The organism is Burkholderia sp. IT-111MI5 (assembly GCF_949752865.1).
Classification (GTDB): domain Bacteria; phylum Pseudomonadota; class Gammaproteobacteria; order Burkholderiales; family Burkholderiaceae; genus Burkholderia; species Burkholderia pyrrocinia_C.
On sequence record NZ_CATKIF010000011.1, the window covers coordinates 719,482 to 735,872 of the forward strand.

Here is a 16,391-nt window from a genome sequence, read left to right on the forward strand (position 1 = left end):
CGCGGCGCATGGACATTCCCCGGCAATCGATGCGCTCGGCGGAGCGCCCCGTCCGCGCATGGCTGACGCCCCGGCGCGTCGTCGCGTACAGCGCGTTCGTGCTCGTGTTCCACGCGCTGTTCCTGGCGATCTGGGCGTACGTGATCCGCTACACGCCGGGCACGACCATCGCGAGCCCGGGCGCGGACTACTCGGTGTTCTGGTCGGCGTCGTACGTGATGCTGCACGGCGCACCATGGCAGGCGTACGATTTCCCGACCTTCTCGCGGCTGGCGGCCTCGATGTTCCCGTATTTCCGCACAGAAGGCCTCGTCGCGTGGCTGTACCCGCCCACCTACCTGCTGCTCGTGACGCCGTTCGCACTGCTGCCCTTTGCGATCGGTTATCCGCTATTCGTCGCGCTCGGCATCGTCGTGTTCGGGTTTGCCGCATGGCGCGTGTCGGGCCTCGGCGCGACGCCCGGCGTGCGGCGCATCGGCGCGTTCGCGCTGGTCGGCGCCCCGTGCGTGTTCGTCACCGCGATGCTCGGGCAGAACGCGTTCCTGACCGCTTCGTGCGCGGCGCTGGCCGTCTACTGGGCCGACCGGCGGCCGATGTGGGCCGGCCTCTGCATCGGCCTGCTGTCGGTCAAGCCGCAGATGGCGCTGCTGTTCCCGTTCGTGCTGGTCGCCGCGCGCGCGTGGCGCACGATCGCGTGGGCCGCGCTCGCCACGGCCGCGTTAGGCGCGTTGAGCGTGCTGGTGTGCGGCGTCGAGTCGCTGCGCCTGTTCGTCGCCAACACGGGGCTCGCGCGGGCGCTCATTCTCGAGCACGGCGTGATGTTCTGGTTCGCGTCGCCGACGCCGTTCGCGGCGTTTCGCCTCGCCGGCCTGCCGCTCGGCGCCGCGTATGCCGCGCACGCGTGCGTCGCGGCGATCGCGATCGCGGCCGCATGCGTCGTGTGGACGCGCTCGCGCGACACCCGCTTACGCGCGGCGGTGCTGGCGGTCGCGACGCTCGCGGCAAACCCGTACGTGTGGCATTACGAGCTCGCGTGGCTCGGCATCGCGGTCGCGTGCATGCTGGCGATCGGCTGGCGCGACGGCTGGCTGCGCGGCGAGCAGGCCACGATCGCGCTGATGTGGGCGCTGCCGCTCTACGAATACCTGAACCCGGGGCTGCTGCTGCCGCAGATCGGCCCGGTCGTGACGCTCGCCGCCCTCCTCATGCTGCTGCGCCGTGCGCGGTCCGGCGCTCACAGCGCGAGCCGCGGCGGCACGTACACGCCGTAGTACGGCCCGACGCCGGTTGCGACGCCGGTCATCTTCACGCCGGCGACGAAGTGGCCCTGGATGTACTTGTACGTGCCGCCGAGCGACACGTCGATGCGGAACGCCGCGAACGCGACGATCGGCACGTAGGTGCTGGTCGACGTCTGCGTGACGACCGGCAGCACCACCGTCGTGCCGACCGGCACCGACGTGTAGAGCGTCGCCTTCACGCCGGTCGCGAGGTAGATGCTGTCGCCGATATTGAGCGTCGTCGGGTTGCCGGTCACCATCAGCCCGCCCATCGTCGTCGTGTCGGACGCCGTCGACTGGAACGACGTCCACTGCCCGCCCATGCACAGCGTGCCGTAGGTCTGGCCGTTCGTGATCGAGAACTCGTACGGCTGGCCCGTCAGCGGATTGATCAGCGGCTGGTTGGTCGCCGCGTTCCAGTACTGGTTGTACACGCACTGGTCGATCGCGATCGGAAACAGCCCGCCGGCCGCCACCCCGCCCGGCGCGGCCAGCACCGCCACCGCGGTCGCGCTGCCGGACGCGCCGGGAATCCCCAGCAGCCCGCCGAGCAGCAGCGGAATCGAGCCGCCGTTCACGCCCGGTGCGCGCGTCACGGTGACCTGCACGGCCGGCACGTCGTACGAGCCGGGCGTGATGGTCGTCGCCTGCATGGATGCGGGGCTGCGCGTCACGTTCCAGTAGCCGGTGGTCACCGTGCCGGTCGACAGTGCGGCGCCGGCCGCCGAGTTCTGCGCGATCACGCCGTTTGCCGCCGGCGCGGCCTGCGACCAGTTCAACGCGCCGCCGCTCGGCGACATCATCGCGTCGGCCCCCGCGAGCGCGGCCGCGTCGGCGGCGTTCTGCAACTGGTTGCGCACCGTGGCGACCCACGCGACGTCGATCGCCAGCGCGCCGAACGACAGCAGCGGAATCAGGAACAGCAGGAAGAACAGCGCGACCGAGCCGCGCTGCCGCACGGGGCCGGGAGCGCGCTTGTCGCCCGCGTCATTCATAAAGCATCACCGAAGTGGCCGAGACCGTCACCGGGCCGGTCAGCGCACTGAACGCGGAACCGAGCACCATCCCCGAATACGTGTAGGTCACCGTCACCGTCAGCGCGGTGCCCGACGTCGTGCCGTTCGCCTGGGTCACGGTCACGGCCGGCGACGTCGGCGTGCCGCCGGTGATCAGGCTGTTCTGCATGTAGGTCTGCGCGACGTTGGCGATCTGCGTCGTGGTCAGCATCGGCACGCGCAGCATGACGCCGGCGCGCGCAGCCTCGCGGCTCGCGTTCGTGATGACGGCCTTGTCGCACAGGATCAGGCTCGTGTCGATGATGCCGATCAGCACCATCAGCAGGAACGGCAGCATCATCACGAACTCGAGGGACACGACGCCGCGCGCGCGGCGGGCGAGCGTCGCCCCGCGTGTCATTTTGCGGCCCCCGCTCCCGGCGGCGCGACGCCCGACTCCAGCACCGCGCCCGACAGCGGCGGCGCGCCGCCGGCAGCCCCGCGCGACGCGAGCCGGGCGCGCACCGCCTGGTAGAAGCGCAGGTTGTCGGCCACCGCCGACGCGGGCAGGTCCGCGGACAGCAGCTTCTTCGCCGAATCGGTGTTGCCGAGCACGCCATACGCGAACGCGAGGTTCTGGCGCGCCTGCCACGGCGCATCGGGCAGCCCCGCGACGTCGAGCAGCACGTTCACGCCCTCGCGCGGCCGGTTGCTCAGCACGAGCGACAGCCCGAGGTCGATGCGCAGCCCCTGCGCGTCCGGGTGCGCGCGCAGCGCGTCGCGATACACGGCCTGCGCATCCGCATGGCGCCCCTGCAGGTCGAGCACGGTGCCGAGCCCTTCCGCCGCGAGCGGATGGTTCGGCTGCGCGGCCAGCAGGTCGCGATAGCGCTGCGCGGCTTCGTCGAGCCGGCGCTGCCGCAATGCGACGCGCGCGAGCCCGAGCCGCGGGCCAAGCTCCGCGGGTGACTGCCGCTGCGCTTCGTCGTAGAGGATCCGCGCGCGCTCCAGGTCGCCGGCGCGATAGTTGACGTCGCCGAGCCCCAGCCGCGCCGCGAGCGAATCGGGATGCTTCGCGAGCACCTTCTCGTACAGCGTCGACGCGAGATCGACGTTACCGCCGGCGAGCGCGCTGTCCGCGATGCGCAGTTCGGCCTGCGGGTCGTCGCTCTTGTGCGACAGCACCGGCCGCGTCTGGACGCCCGGCGCGCCGCAGCCGCCGGCCAGCAGCGGCAGCACGGCCGCGAGCGCAAACGCGCGTACGACGGATCGTGTCATTTCAGTACCTCGAGCAGGCGAATCGCCGCCGGGCCCGCCGCGATCAGGCCGACCGTCGGCAGGATGAACAGCATCATCGGCAGCGTGATCTTCGGCGCGAGCTTCGCAGCCTTTTCCTCGAGCGCGACGATCTGCTCGGTGCGCTCGCTGCGCGACAGGGTTCGCAGCGCCTGCGTGATCGGCGTGCCGAACCGCTGCGACTGCGTGAGCGTCGTCGCGAGCGAGCGCGCCGACGCGAAATCGACGCGCGTCGCGAAATGCGTGAGCGTGGCGGATACGTTGCCGCTCAGCGTGAGTTCGTCCGCGCACACCGTCAGCTCGTCGGCGAGCGGCGGGCAGATGCGCGCCAGTTCGTGCGCGACGCGCCGGATGCCCGAAGCGAGACTGTTGCCGGCCATCGTGCAGATCACAAGCAGGTCGAGCGCGTCCGGAAAGCACGCGGCGATGATCCGCCGCCGCCGCCGGATCATCGCGCCGAGCACGTACTCGGGCACGATCACGCCGATCACGAACGCGGCGATCATCGCCAGCGCGCGGATCACGAAGTATTCGCCGAGCCGCGGAATGTACGGGCTGAACACGATCGCGACGCCCGCGAACAGCACGCCGCAGCTCAGCTTGATGCCGATCATCGACGACACCGCGCGGCGGTCGCGAAAGCCCGCACGCGCCAATTGCAGGCCGAGCTTCACGCGCTGCATCGGGTCGAGCACCGGCAGCCGCTCGCCGAGCTGCGCGAGCCGGCGCGTCAGGCCCTGGCGGACTTCGCCCGGCTGCAGCCGCCCCGCCGCGAGCGACGGCGCGCGCTGCCCGGCCGCCTGCTGCACGCGCATGGCGATGCGCCGGCGCGTGCCGCCGCCGGGCGTGAAGAGCGCCACGCCGACGCAGGCGAGCAACAGCAGCAGTTCGAGGCCGCGGGCGGCCAGCATCGACATCGTCATCGCGCGGTATCCAGTCTCGAGATCTTGCGAATCGCCAGCAGCCCGACCGTCAGCAGCCCGGCGGCGATCGTCAGCATCGTGTTGCCGGCATGCGTCGTGAACAGCAGCATCACGTAGGGGCGGTTCACGAGGAACAGCGCGCCGATCATCACGAACGGCACCGCCGAAATGATCTTCGTCGTGATCCGCCCTTCGGCGGTCAGCGCGCGGGTCTTCAGGCGGATGTCGCGACGCGTGCGGATGATGCTCGACAATTCGTCGAGCGTCTCGCCGAGGCTGCCGCCGGTTTCGCGCTGCAGCAGCAGGTAGACGGTGAAGAACGAGAAGTCCGCGATCATCAGCCGGTCCGCCGCCTGCGTGAGCACGTCCTTGAGATCCGCGCCGACCCGCAGGCTGTCGCCCATCGTGCGGAACGTCGAGCGCACCGGCTCGGCCGCGCCGTCGCCGACCGTGCTGATCGCCTGCGTGACCGGAATGCCCGCGCGCACGGCCCGCACGATCAGGTCGATCGCGTCCGGGAATGCTTCGAGAAAACGGATCCGGAAGCGATCGATCAGCGAGCGGTAGCTGGCGCGCATCGCGAGCAGCGGCAGTCCAATGAAGATCAGCGGACGCAGGAAGTCCGGCGGCCCGATCAGCTTCACCGCGACGATCGCCGCGATCGCGCCGGCGATCGTGCTGGCCACGACGATCCGCACGCCGCCTTCGCCGCCGACCGCGCGCACGCGCGTCAGGTGGCGCCGCAGCCACGTGCGCGCGCGGCCCTGCCGGCGTTCGAGATTGAACAGCGCGACGGCGGCCCCGTCGGCCGCGCCCCCGTCGCGGCCCGCGAGCAACGGCGACAGGCGCCGCATCCGCTCGCGAATACGCTGCTCCGGCGTGCGGCGCGCGCGATCGAGCAGCGACGACAGCGCGAGCCCGATCGCGAGGATCACGACGAACGCGCCTGCCGCGAACACGTCGGCGGCCCTCATTGGCGGAACACCTCGGCGAGCGCATCCTCGACGCCGTAATACGCGGCGCGCGCCGCGAACGCCGGCCGCAGCGACGACGCGTCGAACACGCCCTTGACCGCGTCGCGCGTCGTTTCGCCCTCCTGACGGAACGCGAACAGATCCTGCGTGATGACCACCTCGCCCTCCATCCCGACGATCTCGGTAATCCGCGTGACGCGCCGCACGCCGTCGCGCATCCGCTCGACCTGCACGAACAGGTGCACGGCGCTCGCGATCTGGCGCCGGATCGACAGCAGCTGCAGGTTCGCGTTCGCCATCATGACCATGCTCTCGAGCCGGCTGATCGCGTCGCGCGGCGAGTTCGCGTGGATCGTCGTCATCGAGCCGTCGTGGCCGGTGTTCATCGCCTGCAGCACGTCGAACGCCTCCGGGCCGCGAATCTCGCCGAGGATGATGCGGTCGGGCCGCATCCGCAGCGCGTTGCGCACGAGGTCGCGCTGCGAGATGCCGCCGAGCCCCTCGGTATTCTCCGGCCGCGTCTCGAGGCTGACGACGTGCGGCTGCAACAGTTGCAGCTCGGCCGCGTCCTCGATCGTCACGATCCGTTCGTGCTGCTCGATATGCTGGGACAGCGCGTTGAGCAGCGTCGTCTTGCCCGAGCCCGTGCCGCCCGAGATCACGATGTTCAGCCGGCACGTACACGCCACCTTCAGCACCTGCAGCATCGGATGCGAGATGTTGCCCTGATGCGCCATCCGCGCGAGCGTGATGTCGCGCTTCGCGAACTTGCGGATCGAGATCGACGGGCCGCGCATCGCGATCGGCGGCAGCACGACGTTCACGCGGCTGCCGTCGGCGAGGCGCGCGTCGACCATCGGGCTGCTTTCGTCGACGCGCCGGCCCACCGCCGCCGCGATCCGCTGCGCGACGCTCGTCACGTGCGCGTCGTCGCGAAACTTCAGCGACGTGAGCTCGAGCCGGCCCGCACGCTCGACGTAGACCTGGTCGGGCCCGTTGACGAGGATGTCGGTGACCGTCTCGTCGGCGAGCAGCGGCTCGATCGGGCCGACGCCGAACATGTCGTTCAGGATCGCGTCGACGATCAGCACCTGCTCGCCGGCCGTGATCTTCAGGCGCTCGCGCTCGACCGTGTGCGCCGCCACCTGCTCGATGCCCGCGCGCACTTCGTCGCGCGTCTTCATCAGCGCCGCCGACATGTTCATCGACGCAAACACCGCGGTGCGGATCGCGTCGAACTTGCCGGAGCGGATCAGCGACTCGTGAGCGTCGGCGGCCGCGGGCGCGCGGGCCGGCGGCGGCGCGGGCGCGATTTCCGGCGCCGGCGCGCGCGGCGCCGCGGGCGAGGCGGCCGGCGCGGGGTCCGGCGAAGGACGGTTGCGGTTACCGAACGTCACGATCCTTTCCTCCACTTGACGAAGCGCGCATACCACGGTTCGACGACGGCCATCGGTTCGCCGGTGATGCCGTTCGCGAGCTGCCGGATCCCGTCCAGGAAGCCGTGGCGCTTCGCGCCTTCGATCGGCTCGCCGAGGTTTTCGGCGACCGCGAGCGTCTGCGGCTCGTGCGGCAGCTCCCGCAGCGTCGCGCCGCTAAACGCGCTCGCGAAATCGGCCGGCTCGACGCGGCCCGCGACCGGCGCGAGCGGATTGTTCAGCACCATCGACAGCTGCCGCTCGCCCGGCAGCTCCTGCATGAAGCGCGCGAGCCGCGCGGATTCGTACGCGGCGTGCACCGAGCGGTCGGCGACGACGTAGACGAGATCGGACGCCTCGAGCGCCTCCTCGAACAGCTTGCCGGCGCCGCTGCCGACGTCGAACAGCACGTAATGAAAACGGTCCTTCAGCATATCGACCAGGCGCGCGATTGCCCCGTCGCCCAGCGGCACGTCGGCGCCGTATGCGAGCTCGGCCGACAGCACGTGCAGGCGGTCGCCCTTGGTGACGAACATGCGGTCGAACAGCGCGTCGTCGGGGCGCTGCTCCATGTTCAGCAACTCGACCAGCCCGTTGTTGCTGGACAGCCCGAGCATCGAGTTCGCACCGCCGCCATGCAGGTTCAGGTCGATATACGCGACGCGGCGGCGCTTCTCGCCCGCCAGGCAGCGCGCGAGGCTCACCGCGATGGTCGTCGCGCCGACGCCGCCGCGTGCGCCGACGAAGCTGACGATCTTGCCGGTGCGCACCTGCACGACCGATTCCGTCGCCGTCAGCGCGCGCCGCATCAGCTCGACGGTCAGCGGCTTGACGATGTAGTCCTGCACGCCGATGCCGAGCAGGTTGCGAAACAGCCCGACGTCGTTCTGCGTGCCGATCGCGACGACCCGCACCGACGGATCGCACACGTCGGCGAGACGCATCAGGTCCGACACCGGCAGCACCGAATCCGACACGTCGATGACCAGCTGGCGCGGCGAACGCTCGTGCTGCTGCAGCAACCGGATCGCGTCGTCGCAGGTGCCCGTCTGCAGGTGCGCACGCGTGATCGACAAATCGTGCGCGACGCGCCGGATCACGTCCTCGCTGCCGGGATCGGACACGACCGCGACGAGATCCGTCGCGCCGGCGGACGCGGCGCGCTTGGCGTTCTGGCGATCGAGGACGTTCATGGGCAGCATCGCGATGGCCTCGGGAATCGGTTCAATGGCCGGGCGAGCCGGTCGTCGTCTGCGTCCTGCCGGGCGTCGGCTGCTTCACGCGATCCTCGACGTAGCGGCGCACCGCGCCGGCCGCGACTTCCGCGTCGGCGCCGCCGTACGGCACGGGCGCGACGAGATCCTGCGGCCGCGCGAGCATGGCCGCGAGGTTCGTGTAGGTCGCGCAGCCGAACGGCACGCCCGGCCGCCCGAAGCCCGCGTCGACGAGATGCGACGGCTGCATCAGCTTCGCGCAGTCGGGCCGCACCGCCTGCACGCCGTCGAAGCCGATCGACCGCGCGTCGGGCAGGTTAAGCGGCGGCGGCGCCGACATGCAGCCCGCCAGCACCAGCGGCAGCAGTGCGGAGACGGTGGTTCGAACTCGCATGGGCGCCCCTCCGGTTCAGTACACGAAGCCCGCGGCGCCGACGAGGCGCGGCGTGTCGCCCGACAGCAGGTCGAGCCCGAGGTTGTGTTGCACCGCGAACTCCAGATCGCTGCTCGGCCGCGCGACGGTGTCGATCGCCTGCTCGAGCTGGCCGGGCCCGGTCGGCTGCACGATGTACGGCGTGACGATCACGACCACCTCGGTCTTGTTGTCCTGGAAATTCTTCGACGAAAACAGCCGGCCGATGATCGGCAGCCGGCCGAGCCCCGGAATCTGCGACACGGTGTCGGCCGTCTGGCTCTGCAGCAGCCCGCCGATCGCGAAGCTCTGCCCGCTCGACAGCTCGACCGTCGTCTCGACGCGTCGCACGGTGAGCGCCGGCACCCTGATGCTGCCCGTCGTCACGCTGTTGCTCGCGTCGACCTCGCTCACTTCCGGCCGCACTTTCAGGCTGATGCGGTTGTCGGAGAGCACGGTCGGCGTGAAGTCGAGCGACACGCCGAACGGCTTGTACTCGACCGTGATCACCTCCGTGTTGCCGCTCTGCGCAACCGGAATCGGAATCTCACCGCCCGCGAGGAAGCTCGCCGTCTCGCCCGACATCGCGGTCAGATTCGGCTCCGCGAGCATCGTGATCAGCCCTTCCTGATCGAGCGCGTCGAGCACGACGTCGATCGACCAGCGCCCCGCGCGAAAGCCGCCGAGCACCGAGAATGCGCCGGTCGGCGACAGGTTGAACAGGCCGTTCGTCGGGTCGAACAGCGTGCGCCCGTTGAACAGCCCGCCGACGAAGTTGCCGGCGGCGCCGAGCGAGCTCCAGTTGATGCCGAGCTGCTGCGTGACGTTGCGGCTCACCTCGGTCACCCGCACGCGCAGGTTCACCTGGATCGGGCGCGACAGCGTCAGCCGGTTGACGATCTTTTCCTTGTCGTGCAGGTACGGCGCGAGCGACTGCATCACGGCGTCCGCGTCGGCCGCGCCCGGCACCTTGCCCGACACCATCAGCGAGCCCGGCGCGCCGGACACCGTCAGCTTCATCTGTGGAAAGCGGCTGTCGAGCACCGTCTGCAGCGACGCCGTGTCGACCTGCACGATCACCGTCCTGCGCAGGATCGGCCGATGGTTCGCGCCGAGCGCGATCAGCGTGGTCGTGCCCGCCTTCTTGCCGAACACGAACACGGTGCGCGGCGACGGCACCTGGATGTCGGCGATGGTCGGATCGGCGACGAACATCGCGACCGCGGGCTCCGGCAGCGACAACAGCTCGCCCTTGCCGGTCGCGATCGACAGCGCCGCGCCGGCGTCCGGCGTGCGCACGCCCTGCGCGAACGCAACGCCGGGCGCGACGAGGCCGGCCAGGCACCAGAGAGCGATCCAGCGAACGATGCGCACCATGCGTGTTCCCGTCATCCCGTCAAATACCGGCCGCCGCACGGCCGGCCCGCTCCGTCGATCCGTCATTGCGGCACCGCCGCCCGCGGCGGCTGCGCCGTCCCGTCCGCCGCCGCCACATTGCCGCCGCCCGGCAGCGCCGGCATCCCCTGCATCCCCGGCAGGCCGGACGGCAGCGGCGGCAGGCCCGGCGTGCCGATGCCGCCGCCGCGCGACCCGTCGTCGATCGACGAACCGCGATAGATCACGACCGTGCTGCCCTGTCCCGTCGGCCGTGCGCTGCCGGCCGCCGGCCCGGCGGACTGCGCGCGCGCGGCCTCGCGGGCCGCACGCGACACGTCGCCGGCCCACACCGGCTGCGTATCCGGCTCCTGCTCGTCGCCGCCCGCCGGTTGCCGCCGGTCGCTGGTCGCGAAGCTGCGCAGCGCGAGCGACAGCGAGCCGAGGCGCGTCGCGACCAGCACGACCTGCGCGGTGCGTGGCGCGACCTCGAGCGTGACCGTGCGTGCGCGCGCCGTCGCGTCCGGCGCACTCGCGGGCGTCTTCGCGCGCTGGAATTCCGAGCCGACCGCTAGCACGCGCGCGCGCCGCACGACCGTCTCCGCTTCGAAGGTGCCGGGCGACGTCGCCGAGCCGCCGATCTGCTGCGTGAGCACCACGTCGACGAAATCGCCCGGCTGGATCAGCCCCGCGTTGCCCGACACGTCGTCGACCGGCACCGAGATCGCGCGCATGCCGGGCTGCAGCGCGGCCGCGAGAAAATCCGGCGCGTCGGCCGGAATCACGTTGTCCGTGCGAATCGGCGTGCCGGCGCCGACGCGGTTGCGCAGCAGCGCGCCCTTCAGGTCGGCGCCCGGCTGCGACTCGACGAATGCGCCCGGCGGCACCTGCGCGCGCGGCATGCGCTTCCACGCGAGATCGTTGTCGCGCAGCAGCAGCCCTTCCGGCAGATCGGCGGCCGCGACGCGCACGCGCGCCTGATCCGGTTCGCCGGGTGCCGACGGCGTCGACGCGGCGACGTACAGTTCGCGCAGGATGAATGCGCCGATGCCGGCAGCGATGATCAGCACGGCCATTCTCAGAGGTTTGGGCATGGCGGCGTGCGTCCCCCGGCTAGGTAAGCGAAACCGCGTGCGGAAACGGCGCCCAGACGGCCAGCGCACCGCCGAGCGCGAGCGCGAGCCCGTACGGCACGCCGCGCGCGGCGACGGCGCGGGCGGGCGTGACGCGCCGCTGCCACGCGACGGCCGCGAGCGCGGCGAGGCCGCATAACGCGCCACCCGCGCCGACGATCGTCAACACGGGGAACGCCAGCGTCGGGCCGGCCCACAGGAATACCGCCGCCGCCAGCTTGACGTCGCCGCCGCCGATCCAGCCCGCGTGGCGCAAGCCGCCGAACAGCAGCAGCATCGCCGCGGCGGTCGCGAGGTGGCCGGCCAGCGGCGCGAGCCCTTCGCGAGCGAGCGCCGCCGCGACGAAATACAGCATCGCGAACGCCAGCACCGCGCGATTGGACAGGCGCCGGTCGCGCAGGTCCTGCGCCGCGAGCGACGCCAGCACGACCGTGGCCACCGACTGCACGAGAGTGAGCATGGGAGAGCCGTCCATCGGCGCACCCCCGGCTGGATACGTTCTACCGCTGCGGATCCGTGTATTCGTCGGCGGCGCGCGGGTTCAGGGGATCAGATCAGGCTCGTCACCTTCGTGATCAGCGCCGTGAACACGCTCGGCAAGCCGCCGGAAGTGCTGCTGAGGATCACGCCGACCGCTGCCAGCGCGACCACGACGATGCCGGCCAGCACCGCATATTCGAGCGAGCTGACGCCGCGTTCATCACGCAGCAGGGACTTGACGTATTGCAGCATGGCAACCTCCGTGTGACGGGGTCGATGATCGACCGTTGAACGTAAAGACGCTGCATGGGTCCGGCGGCTGCATATGGCGTTCGCCCATTTGCGACTCATGCGGACCGCCCGCATGAGGCCGTTCGCATTCCCCGAAGTCCATTCGATCGCTGCGACGCGCGGCATGCAACGACGGCATCGATCGTTTCATTCGCACATCTGTCGTGCAGCCGCGCCGGTACGACGCCGACCGCACTGATTCGTCTAGGGTATAGACAATTTTTGAGACGATTTCAAATAATTTGGCGTCGGAATGTATTTATGGATAGCACCCTGCAATGATGAAATTCATGAAGGTGTCTGTCGAAATTCTTTGTCGCGGCATTCGGACGTCGATGTAAGCATGTTAACTGTCGCGATGCGTCATTTTCCGTCTGGCGGATAACCTGTTTCCATTCGATTTTTCGGTATGCCGGATGGGCCGTGCGCACCGTTTCACGCGCGGTGGTTAGCATATGCCGGCCGGAAATCCGTTCACGCTCCGCCCGGCCAATTCGGCAAATATGACAGGTCCGGATCGTTTTTTTGAACCGACTGATGTCGATTTCACCGCCCTGAATTCGCATGCCGATCGACATGCGAATCCGCGATCTCGCAAATCCGCGATTTCGCCATTTCAGGAATTTTCCAGCCGGCGCTTGCCTGATTAGCAGGCCACGCCAATCAACATGATCGGAATCCTGAACGATTCCGCGATATATGCAAATCTGCTTTCCGTTCGCGGAACCGGCGCGCCCGGCCCCGCAAAGCGCAACCCGCCAGGCGGCGATAAGCATAGTTCAAATCGTTGTTTGTCCCGCGCCGGAAGCGTCCACCAGAATGGCTCGACGCCTCCCCGTCCGATTTCATTTTCACGCTACCCGACGCACCATGACCGATCGATTCCCGTTTCCGCTGCGCCTGCTGCGGTCGCTGCTGGCGGCCACGCTGATGACACTGGCGGCCGCCGCCGCGCACGCCGACAAGCCCGCCACCATCCGCATCGGCGTCGCCCAGCAGGGCGCCGGCGATCCGCCGACCTTCGGCGGCTCCAGCGCCGCCACCGCGCAATTGCAGCAACTGGTCGAGAAGGAGTTCGCGGCCGACGGCATCAACGTGCAGTGGCTGTTCTTCAAGGGCGCGGGGCCGGCCGTCAACGAGGCGATCGCCAACAAGGCACTCGACTTCGCGTACCAGGGCGACCTGCCGGCCGTGCTCGCACGCTCGAACGGGATCAAGACGCACCTGCTGCTTGCCGCGAGCGTGCGCTCGGGCGTGAAGATCGCGGTGCCGCCCGACTCCGGCATCCGTTCGATCACCGACCTGAAAGACCGCCGCGTATCGATCTTCCGCGGCACGAACCTGCAGCTCGTCGCCGACAACGCGCTCGCGAAGAACGGCCTCGGCGAACGCGACCTGCGCGTGATCAATCTCGACGCCGCAAGCTCGCTCGCCGCGCTCGCGTCGAAAGGCATCGACGCGTCGGTGGGCGACTACCAGCTATACAAGCTGCGCGACGCGGGGCTCGCGAAGATCATCTACGAATCGCAGAACGACGGCCCGCAGTACACGCGCCAGACGCATCTGCTCGTGCTCGACGATTTCGAACGCGCGCATCCGGACATCGTGCAGCGCGTCGTCAACGCGCTGGTCAAGGGCGCGCAATGGTCGTCCGACGAGGCGAACCGCGATGCGCTGTTCAAGCTGTGGGCGAAGAGCGGCGTCCCGTATTCGTCGTGGCAGGCCGACTATGCGAACCAGCGCCTGAAAGATCGCCTGTCGCCGCTGATCGATCCGTTCCTCGTGGCGCGCTACAAGGCCGTCGCACAGGATGCGCTGAAGCTGAAGCTGATCCGCCAGCCGGTCGACGTCGACGGCTGGTTCGAGCCGAAGTATCTCGACAACGCGCTGCGCACGCTGAAGCTCGAACACTACTGGCCGCGCTACGACGCGGCCGGCAAGCCCCTTTCCTGACCCGGACCCGCCCCGATGAGCGACACCGCGATCCCGATTCAGTCGTCCGAGCCGCATGCACTCGCCGCGCAGCCGCGCCGCGCGGCGAGCGTGAAGCGGCTGGCATGGCAGCTCGCGCCGTGGGTGCTGCCCGCGCTGCTGTTCGCGCTGTGGAGCGTCGGCAGCGCGCGCGGCTGGATCGCACCGCAGATCCTGCCGCCGCCCGAACGCGTGTACGACGCGCTCGCCGAGCTTGCGACGAGCGGCGATCTCGCACGCCACACGCTGATCAGCCTGCAGCGCGTGCTGGTCGGCTTCGCGACCGGCTCGCTGCTCGGTTTCGCGATCGGCGTCGCGCTCGGCCTGTCGCGCACGCTGGAAGCCTATGTACTGCCGAGCTTCAACGCGCTCGTGCAGATCCCGGTGCTCGGCTGGCTGCCGTTCCTGCTGCTGCTCGTCGGCGTCGGCGAACCGCTCAAGTACCTGCTGATCGCGCATGCGGCGCTCGTCCCCGTCACGATGAGCACGCTGCAGGGGTTTCGCCAGACGCCGCCCGCGCTCGACGAAGTTGCGCGCGGGTTCGGCTACACGCGCCGGCAACGCATCGTCCACGTCGTGCTGCCGGCCGCGATCCCGACGCTCGCGACCGGCGTGCGGCTCGCGTTCACGAAGTCGTGGCTCGCGCTCGTCGTCGTCGAGCTCGTCGCGTCTTCCGAAGGGCTCGGCTACCTGATCGTGTACGGCCGGCAACTGTTCCAGCTCGATCTCGTGATGGCGGCCGTGGTCGTGGTCGGCGCGGTCGGCCTGCTGATCAACCGGCTGCTCGACGCGCTCGAAGCGCGCCTGCGCCGCGGCGTGCCGTCCGCGTTTCGCGGCTGAGCCGGCCTGTCCGCGCAATCGAAGGAGACTACCCGATGCCGCACTCCGCCACGTCGACGCTCGCGCCGGCTGCCGCGCCGTCGCCCGTCGCAGCCGCCCGCCGCCTGCATGCGCCCGACTGGCGCGGCTTCGTGCTGCCGCTCGTCGCGTTCGCACTCTGGTGGGCGATCGCTTCCGCGCACGTCGTGAAAAGCGGGCTGCTCGTCGGCCCGGCCGACGTCCTGCACACCGCGTGGTCGCAGGTCACGAGCGGTGCGCTCGGCCGCGCACTGTCCGCGTCGCTCGCGCGCGAAGCCTGCGGTTTCGCGATCGGCGCGACGGGCGGGCTGCTGCTCGGCATCGCGCTCGGGCTGTCGCGCATCGCCGCGCGCATCGTCGGCCCGAGCTTCGACACGTTCAAGCAGATCTCGCTGTTCGCGTGGATTCCGCTGATTTCCGTGTGGTTCGGCCTCGGCGACGTCGCCAAGGTCGTGTTCCTGTCGCTCGCCGCGCTGCTGCCCGTCGCCGCGCACACGTGCGACGGCATTCACGCGGTGCCGCGCGCGTATGTCGACGTCGCCCGCGCGCTGCGCTATTCGCGGCTCCAGCTCGTCCGCTACGTGATCCTGCCGGCCGCACTGCCGTCGATCTTCACCGGGCTGTACCTCGGCCTGATCTATTCGTGGCTCGCAACGCTCGGCGCCGAATACCTGCTCGTCGCCGGCAGCGGGATCGGCAACACGCTGATCGACGGCAGCGAGCAATTCCGGATGGATCTCGTGCTGTTCGGGATCATCGTGGTCGGCGTGACCGGCTGGGCACTGAACGCGGTCGCGCGTGCGATCGAACGCAAGGTGCTGGCCCGGCGCGGCGACCTGCCGCGCTGATCTCACGCTCCTTCCCTGTCGCAACCTTCCTCGCTCCGCCATGACGACCCTCGCCTCCGACTCGCTCGACATCCTCCATGTAAGCAAGCACTACGCACAACGCGGCGCGGTGCTCGCCGTGCTCGACGACGTGTCGCTGCACGTCCGCGCCGGCGAATTCGTCACGATCGTCGGCGCGAGCGGCTGCGGCAAGTCCACGCTGCTACGGCTGATCGCGGGGCTCGACACCGACTACACGGGCGAGATTCGCGCCGGCGACGAACGCGTGCGCGACACGTCGCTGCAGCGCGGGATCGTGTTCCAGGATCACCGGCTGTTCCCATGGCTCACCGTCGAACAGAACATCGGCGCCGCGCTGCGCAACGCGCCGCTCGACGCGGCCGCGAAGCAGCGAGCGGTAGCCGACCACATCGCGCTCGTCGGGCTGAACGGCTTCGAGCACGCGTTTCCGAACCAGTTGTCGGGCGGGATGGCGCAGCGCGTCGCGATCGCGCGCGGCCTCGTGAACCGGCCGCGCGTGCTGCTGCTCGACGAGCCGTTCGGCGCGCTCGACGCGCAGACGCGCGCGCGGATGCAGAACGAATTGCTGCGCATCTGGGAACAGGAGCGCATCACGATGATGCTCGTCACGCACGACGTCGACGAAGCCGTCTATCTCGGCGACCGCGTCGTCACGATGGCGCCGCGCCCGGGCCGAATCGAACGCATCGTCGATGTCGCACTGCCACGGCCGCGCCGGCGCGATTCGCCGGAATTCGCGCGGTTGCGCGATACGGTGCTCGCCGATTTCGACGATAGCGATACGCCGCGCGACGACGGCGCGGGCGGCAAGCGCATCGACACGCCGCACGCGCACCGGATCGGTGAATTCCGGCTTGCGTGGTAGACACGTGTCGCGACCGCATTGCTCAGCATGACGACACATAT

Annotated in this window: 18 protein-coding genes; 5 read left to right on the top strand and 13 right to left on the bottom strand. The window is 69.8% G+C overall.

Annotated elements, in window-relative coordinates; genetic code table 11:
- Positions 1–8 precede the first annotated feature (8 nt).
- Positions 9–1,271 (top strand): glycosyltransferase family 87 protein, encoded by a 1,263-nt coding sequence (locus ACM6JT_RS11410; protein ID WP_414856500.1) that lies wholly within the window; start codon positions 9–11, stop codon positions 1,269–1,271.
- Here the strand turns inward: ACM6JT_RS11410 and ACM6JT_RS11415 are convergent.
- The 13 genes from ACM6JT_RS11415 to ACM6JT_RS11475 form a co-directional block, all read right to left on the bottom strand.
- On the bottom strand, positions 1,235–2,275 hold the full coding sequence (locus ACM6JT_RS11415; RefSeq protein ID WP_131947761.1) for a TadG family pilus assembly protein: 1,041 nt from the start codon (positions 2,273–2,275) through the stop codon (positions 1,235–1,237). The genes ACM6JT_RS11410 and ACM6JT_RS11415 overlap by 37 nt on opposite strands.
- On the bottom strand, positions 2,268–2,696 hold the full coding sequence (locus ACM6JT_RS11420) for a TadE/TadG family type IV pilus assembly protein (protein WP_414856501.1): 429 nt from the start codon (positions 2,694–2,696) through the stop codon (positions 2,268–2,270). The genes ACM6JT_RS11415 and ACM6JT_RS11420 overlap by 8 nt, the downstream gene beginning before the upstream one ends.
- Positions 2,693–3,553 (bottom strand): tetratricopeptide repeat protein, encoded by an 861-nt coding sequence (locus ACM6JT_RS11425; protein ID WP_034179887.1) that lies wholly within the window; start codon positions 3,551–3,553, stop codon positions 2,693–2,695. The genes ACM6JT_RS11420 and ACM6JT_RS11425 overlap by 4 nt, the downstream gene beginning before the upstream one ends.
- Positions 3,550–4,494 (bottom strand): type II secretion system F family protein, encoded by a 945-nt coding sequence (locus tag ACM6JT_RS11430; protein WP_217590623.1) that lies wholly within the window; start codon positions 4,492–4,494, stop codon positions 3,550–3,552. Before ACM6JT_RS11430 ends, ACM6JT_RS11425 begins: the two co-directional genes overlap by 4 nt.
- The gene (locus ACM6JT_RS11435; protein ID WP_414856502.1) at positions 4,491–5,468 is read right to left on the bottom strand and encodes a type II secretion system F family protein; all 978 of its coding nucleotides are present in this window, start codon (positions 5,466–5,468) and stop codon (positions 4,491–4,493) included. Before ACM6JT_RS11435 ends, ACM6JT_RS11430 begins: the two co-directional genes overlap by 4 nt.
- Positions 5,465–6,865 (bottom strand): CpaF family protein, encoded by a 1,401-nt coding sequence (locus ACM6JT_RS11440; protein ID WP_131947757.1) that lies wholly within the window; start codon positions 6,863–6,865, stop codon positions 5,465–5,467. The genes ACM6JT_RS11435 and ACM6JT_RS11440 overlap by 4 nt, the downstream gene beginning before the upstream one ends.
- Positions 6,862–8,085 (bottom strand): AAA family ATPase, encoded by a 1,224-nt coding sequence (locus ACM6JT_RS11445; RefSeq protein ID WP_034179891.1) that lies wholly within the window; start codon positions 8,083–8,085, stop codon positions 6,862–6,864. Before ACM6JT_RS11445 ends, ACM6JT_RS11440 begins: the two co-directional genes overlap by 4 nt.
- A 22-nt stretch (positions 8,086–8,107) precedes the next feature.
- Positions 8,108–8,491 (bottom strand): CpaD family pilus assembly lipoprotein, encoded by a 384-nt coding sequence (locus ACM6JT_RS11450; protein WP_034179892.1) that lies wholly within the window; start codon positions 8,489–8,491, stop codon positions 8,108–8,110.
- Positions 8,492–8,506: 15 nt separating this feature from the next.
- A complete protein-coding gene (locus ACM6JT_RS11455) occupies positions 8,507–9,886 on the bottom strand; it encodes a type II and III secretion system protein family protein (protein ID WP_414856503.1) in 1,380 nt (459 codons plus the stop codon).
- Between the two features lie 62 nt (positions 9,887–9,948).
- Positions 9,949–10,977 (bottom strand): Flp pilus assembly protein CpaB, encoded by a 1,029-nt coding sequence (gene cpaB / locus ACM6JT_RS11460; RefSeq protein WP_414856504.1) that lies wholly within the window; start codon positions 10,975–10,977, stop codon positions 9,949–9,951.
- A 19-nt stretch (positions 10,978–10,996) separates the two neighbouring features.
- Positions 10,997–11,476 (bottom strand): prepilin peptidase, encoded by a 480-nt coding sequence (locus ACM6JT_RS11465; RefSeq protein WP_105390876.1) that lies wholly within the window; start codon positions 11,474–11,476, stop codon positions 10,997–10,999.
- Positions 11,477–11,565: 89 nt separating this feature from the next.
- A complete protein-coding gene (locus tag ACM6JT_RS11470; protein WP_034179896.1) occupies positions 11,566–11,748 on the bottom strand; it encodes a Flp family type IVb pilin in 183 nt (60 codons plus the stop codon).
- A 272-nt stretch (positions 11,749–12,020) separates the two neighbouring features.
- Complete coding sequence (locus ACM6JT_RS11475) at positions 12,021–12,563, bottom strand: hypothetical protein (protein ID WP_414856505.1); 543 nt, start codon at positions 12,561–12,563, stop codon at positions 12,021–12,023.
- A gap of 94 nt (positions 12,564–12,657) precedes the next feature.
- Here ACM6JT_RS11475 and ACM6JT_RS11480 point away from each other — a divergent pair, with 94 nt between their 5' ends.
- From ACM6JT_RS11480 to ACM6JT_RS11495, 4 genes are read left to right on the top strand one after another with little or no spacing between them, the layout of a single operon-like run.
- Positions 12,658–13,740 carry an ABC transporter substrate-binding protein gene (locus ACM6JT_RS11480; RefSeq protein WP_414856506.1) on the top strand — a complete coding sequence of 361 codons (1,083 nt, stop codon included), beginning with the start codon at positions 12,658–12,660 and terminating at the stop codon, positions 13,738–13,740.
- 15 nt (positions 13,741–13,755) lie between these two features.
- Positions 13,756–14,598 carry an ABC transporter permease gene (locus ACM6JT_RS11485; RefSeq protein ID WP_414856507.1) on the top strand — a complete coding sequence of 281 codons (843 nt, stop codon included), beginning with the start codon at positions 13,756–13,758 and terminating at the stop codon, positions 14,596–14,598.
- A 35-nt stretch (positions 14,599–14,633) separates the two neighbouring features.
- Entirely contained in the window at positions 14,634–15,464 is an 831-nt protein-coding gene (locus ACM6JT_RS11490; protein ID WP_105390872.1) for an ABC transporter permease, read from the top strand.
- A 40-nt stretch (positions 15,465–15,504) separates the two neighbouring features.
- Entirely contained in the window at positions 15,505–16,350 is an 846-nt protein-coding gene (locus tag ACM6JT_RS11495; protein ID WP_243566321.1) for an ABC transporter ATP-binding protein, read from the top strand.
- The last annotated feature ends 41 nt before the right edge of the window (positions 16,351–16,391 follow it).

Excerpts from the sequence above, each read along its gene's own strand:
- ACM6JT_RS11425 (WP_034179887.1), bottom strand. The coding sequence starts at position 3,553 with ATGACACGATCCGTCGTACGCGCGTTTGCGCTCGCGGCCGTGCTGCCG.
- ACM6JT_RS11430 (WP_217590623.1), bottom strand. The coding sequence starts at position 4,494 with ATGACGATGTCGATGCTGGCCGCCCGCGGCCTCGAACTGCTGCTGTTG.
- ACM6JT_RS11450 (WP_034179892.1), bottom strand. The coding sequence starts at position 8,491 with ATGCGAGTTCGAACCACCGTCTCCGCACTGCTGCCGCTGGTGCTGGCG.
- ACM6JT_RS11455 (WP_414856503.1), bottom strand. The coding sequence starts at position 9,886 with ATGGTGCGCATCGTTCGCTGGATCGCTCTCTGGTGCCTGGCCGGCCTC.
- ACM6JT_RS11435 (WP_414856502.1), bottom strand. The coding sequence starts at position 5,468 with ATGAGGGCCGCCGACGTGTTCGCGGCAGGCGCGTTCGTCGTGATCCTC.
- ACM6JT_RS11475 (WP_414856505.1), bottom strand. The coding sequence starts at position 12,563 with ATGCTTATCGCCGCCTGGCGGGTTGCGCTTTGCGGGGCCGGGCGCGCC.
- ACM6JT_RS11495 (WP_243566321.1), top strand. The coding sequence starts at position 15,505 with ATGACGACCCTCGCCTCCGACTCGCTCGACATCCTCCATGTAAGCAAG.
- ACM6JT_RS11490 (WP_105390872.1), top strand. The coding sequence starts at position 14,634 with ATGCCGCACTCCGCCACGTCGACGCTCGCGCCGGCTGCCGCGCCGTCG.
- ACM6JT_RS11445 (WP_034179891.1), bottom strand. The coding sequence starts at position 8,085 with ATGCTGCCCATGAACGTCCTCGATCGCCAGAACGCCAAGCGCGCCGCG.
- ACM6JT_RS11420 (WP_414856501.1), bottom strand. The coding sequence starts at position 2,696 with ATGACACGCGGGGCGACGCTCGCCCGCCGCGCGCGCGGCGTCGTGTCC.
- ACM6JT_RS11470 (WP_034179896.1), bottom strand. The coding sequence starts at position 11,748 with ATGCTGCAATACGTCAAGTCCCTGCTGCGTGATGAACGCGGCGTCAGC.
- ACM6JT_RS11410 (WP_414856500.1), top strand. The coding sequence starts at position 9 with ATGGACATTCCCCGGCAATCGATGCGCTCGGCGGAGCGCCCCGTCCGC.
- cpaB (WP_414856504.1), bottom strand. The coding sequence starts at position 10,977 with ATGCCCAAACCTCTGAGAATGGCCGTGCTGATCATCGCTGCCGGCATC.
- ACM6JT_RS11485 (WP_414856507.1), top strand. The coding sequence starts at position 13,756 with ATGAGCGACACCGCGATCCCGATTCAGTCGTCCGAGCCGCATGCACTC.
- ACM6JT_RS11480 (WP_414856506.1), top strand. The coding sequence starts at position 12,658 with ATGACCGATCGATTCCCGTTTCCGCTGCGCCTGCTGCGGTCGCTGCTG.
- ACM6JT_RS11415 (WP_131947761.1), bottom strand. The coding sequence starts at position 2,275 with ATGAATGACGCGGGCGACAAGCGCGCTCCCGGCCCCGTGCGGCAGCGC.
- ACM6JT_RS11465 (WP_105390876.1), bottom strand. The coding sequence starts at position 11,476 with ATGCTCACTCTCGTGCAGTCGGTGGCCACGGTCGTGCTGGCGTCGCTC.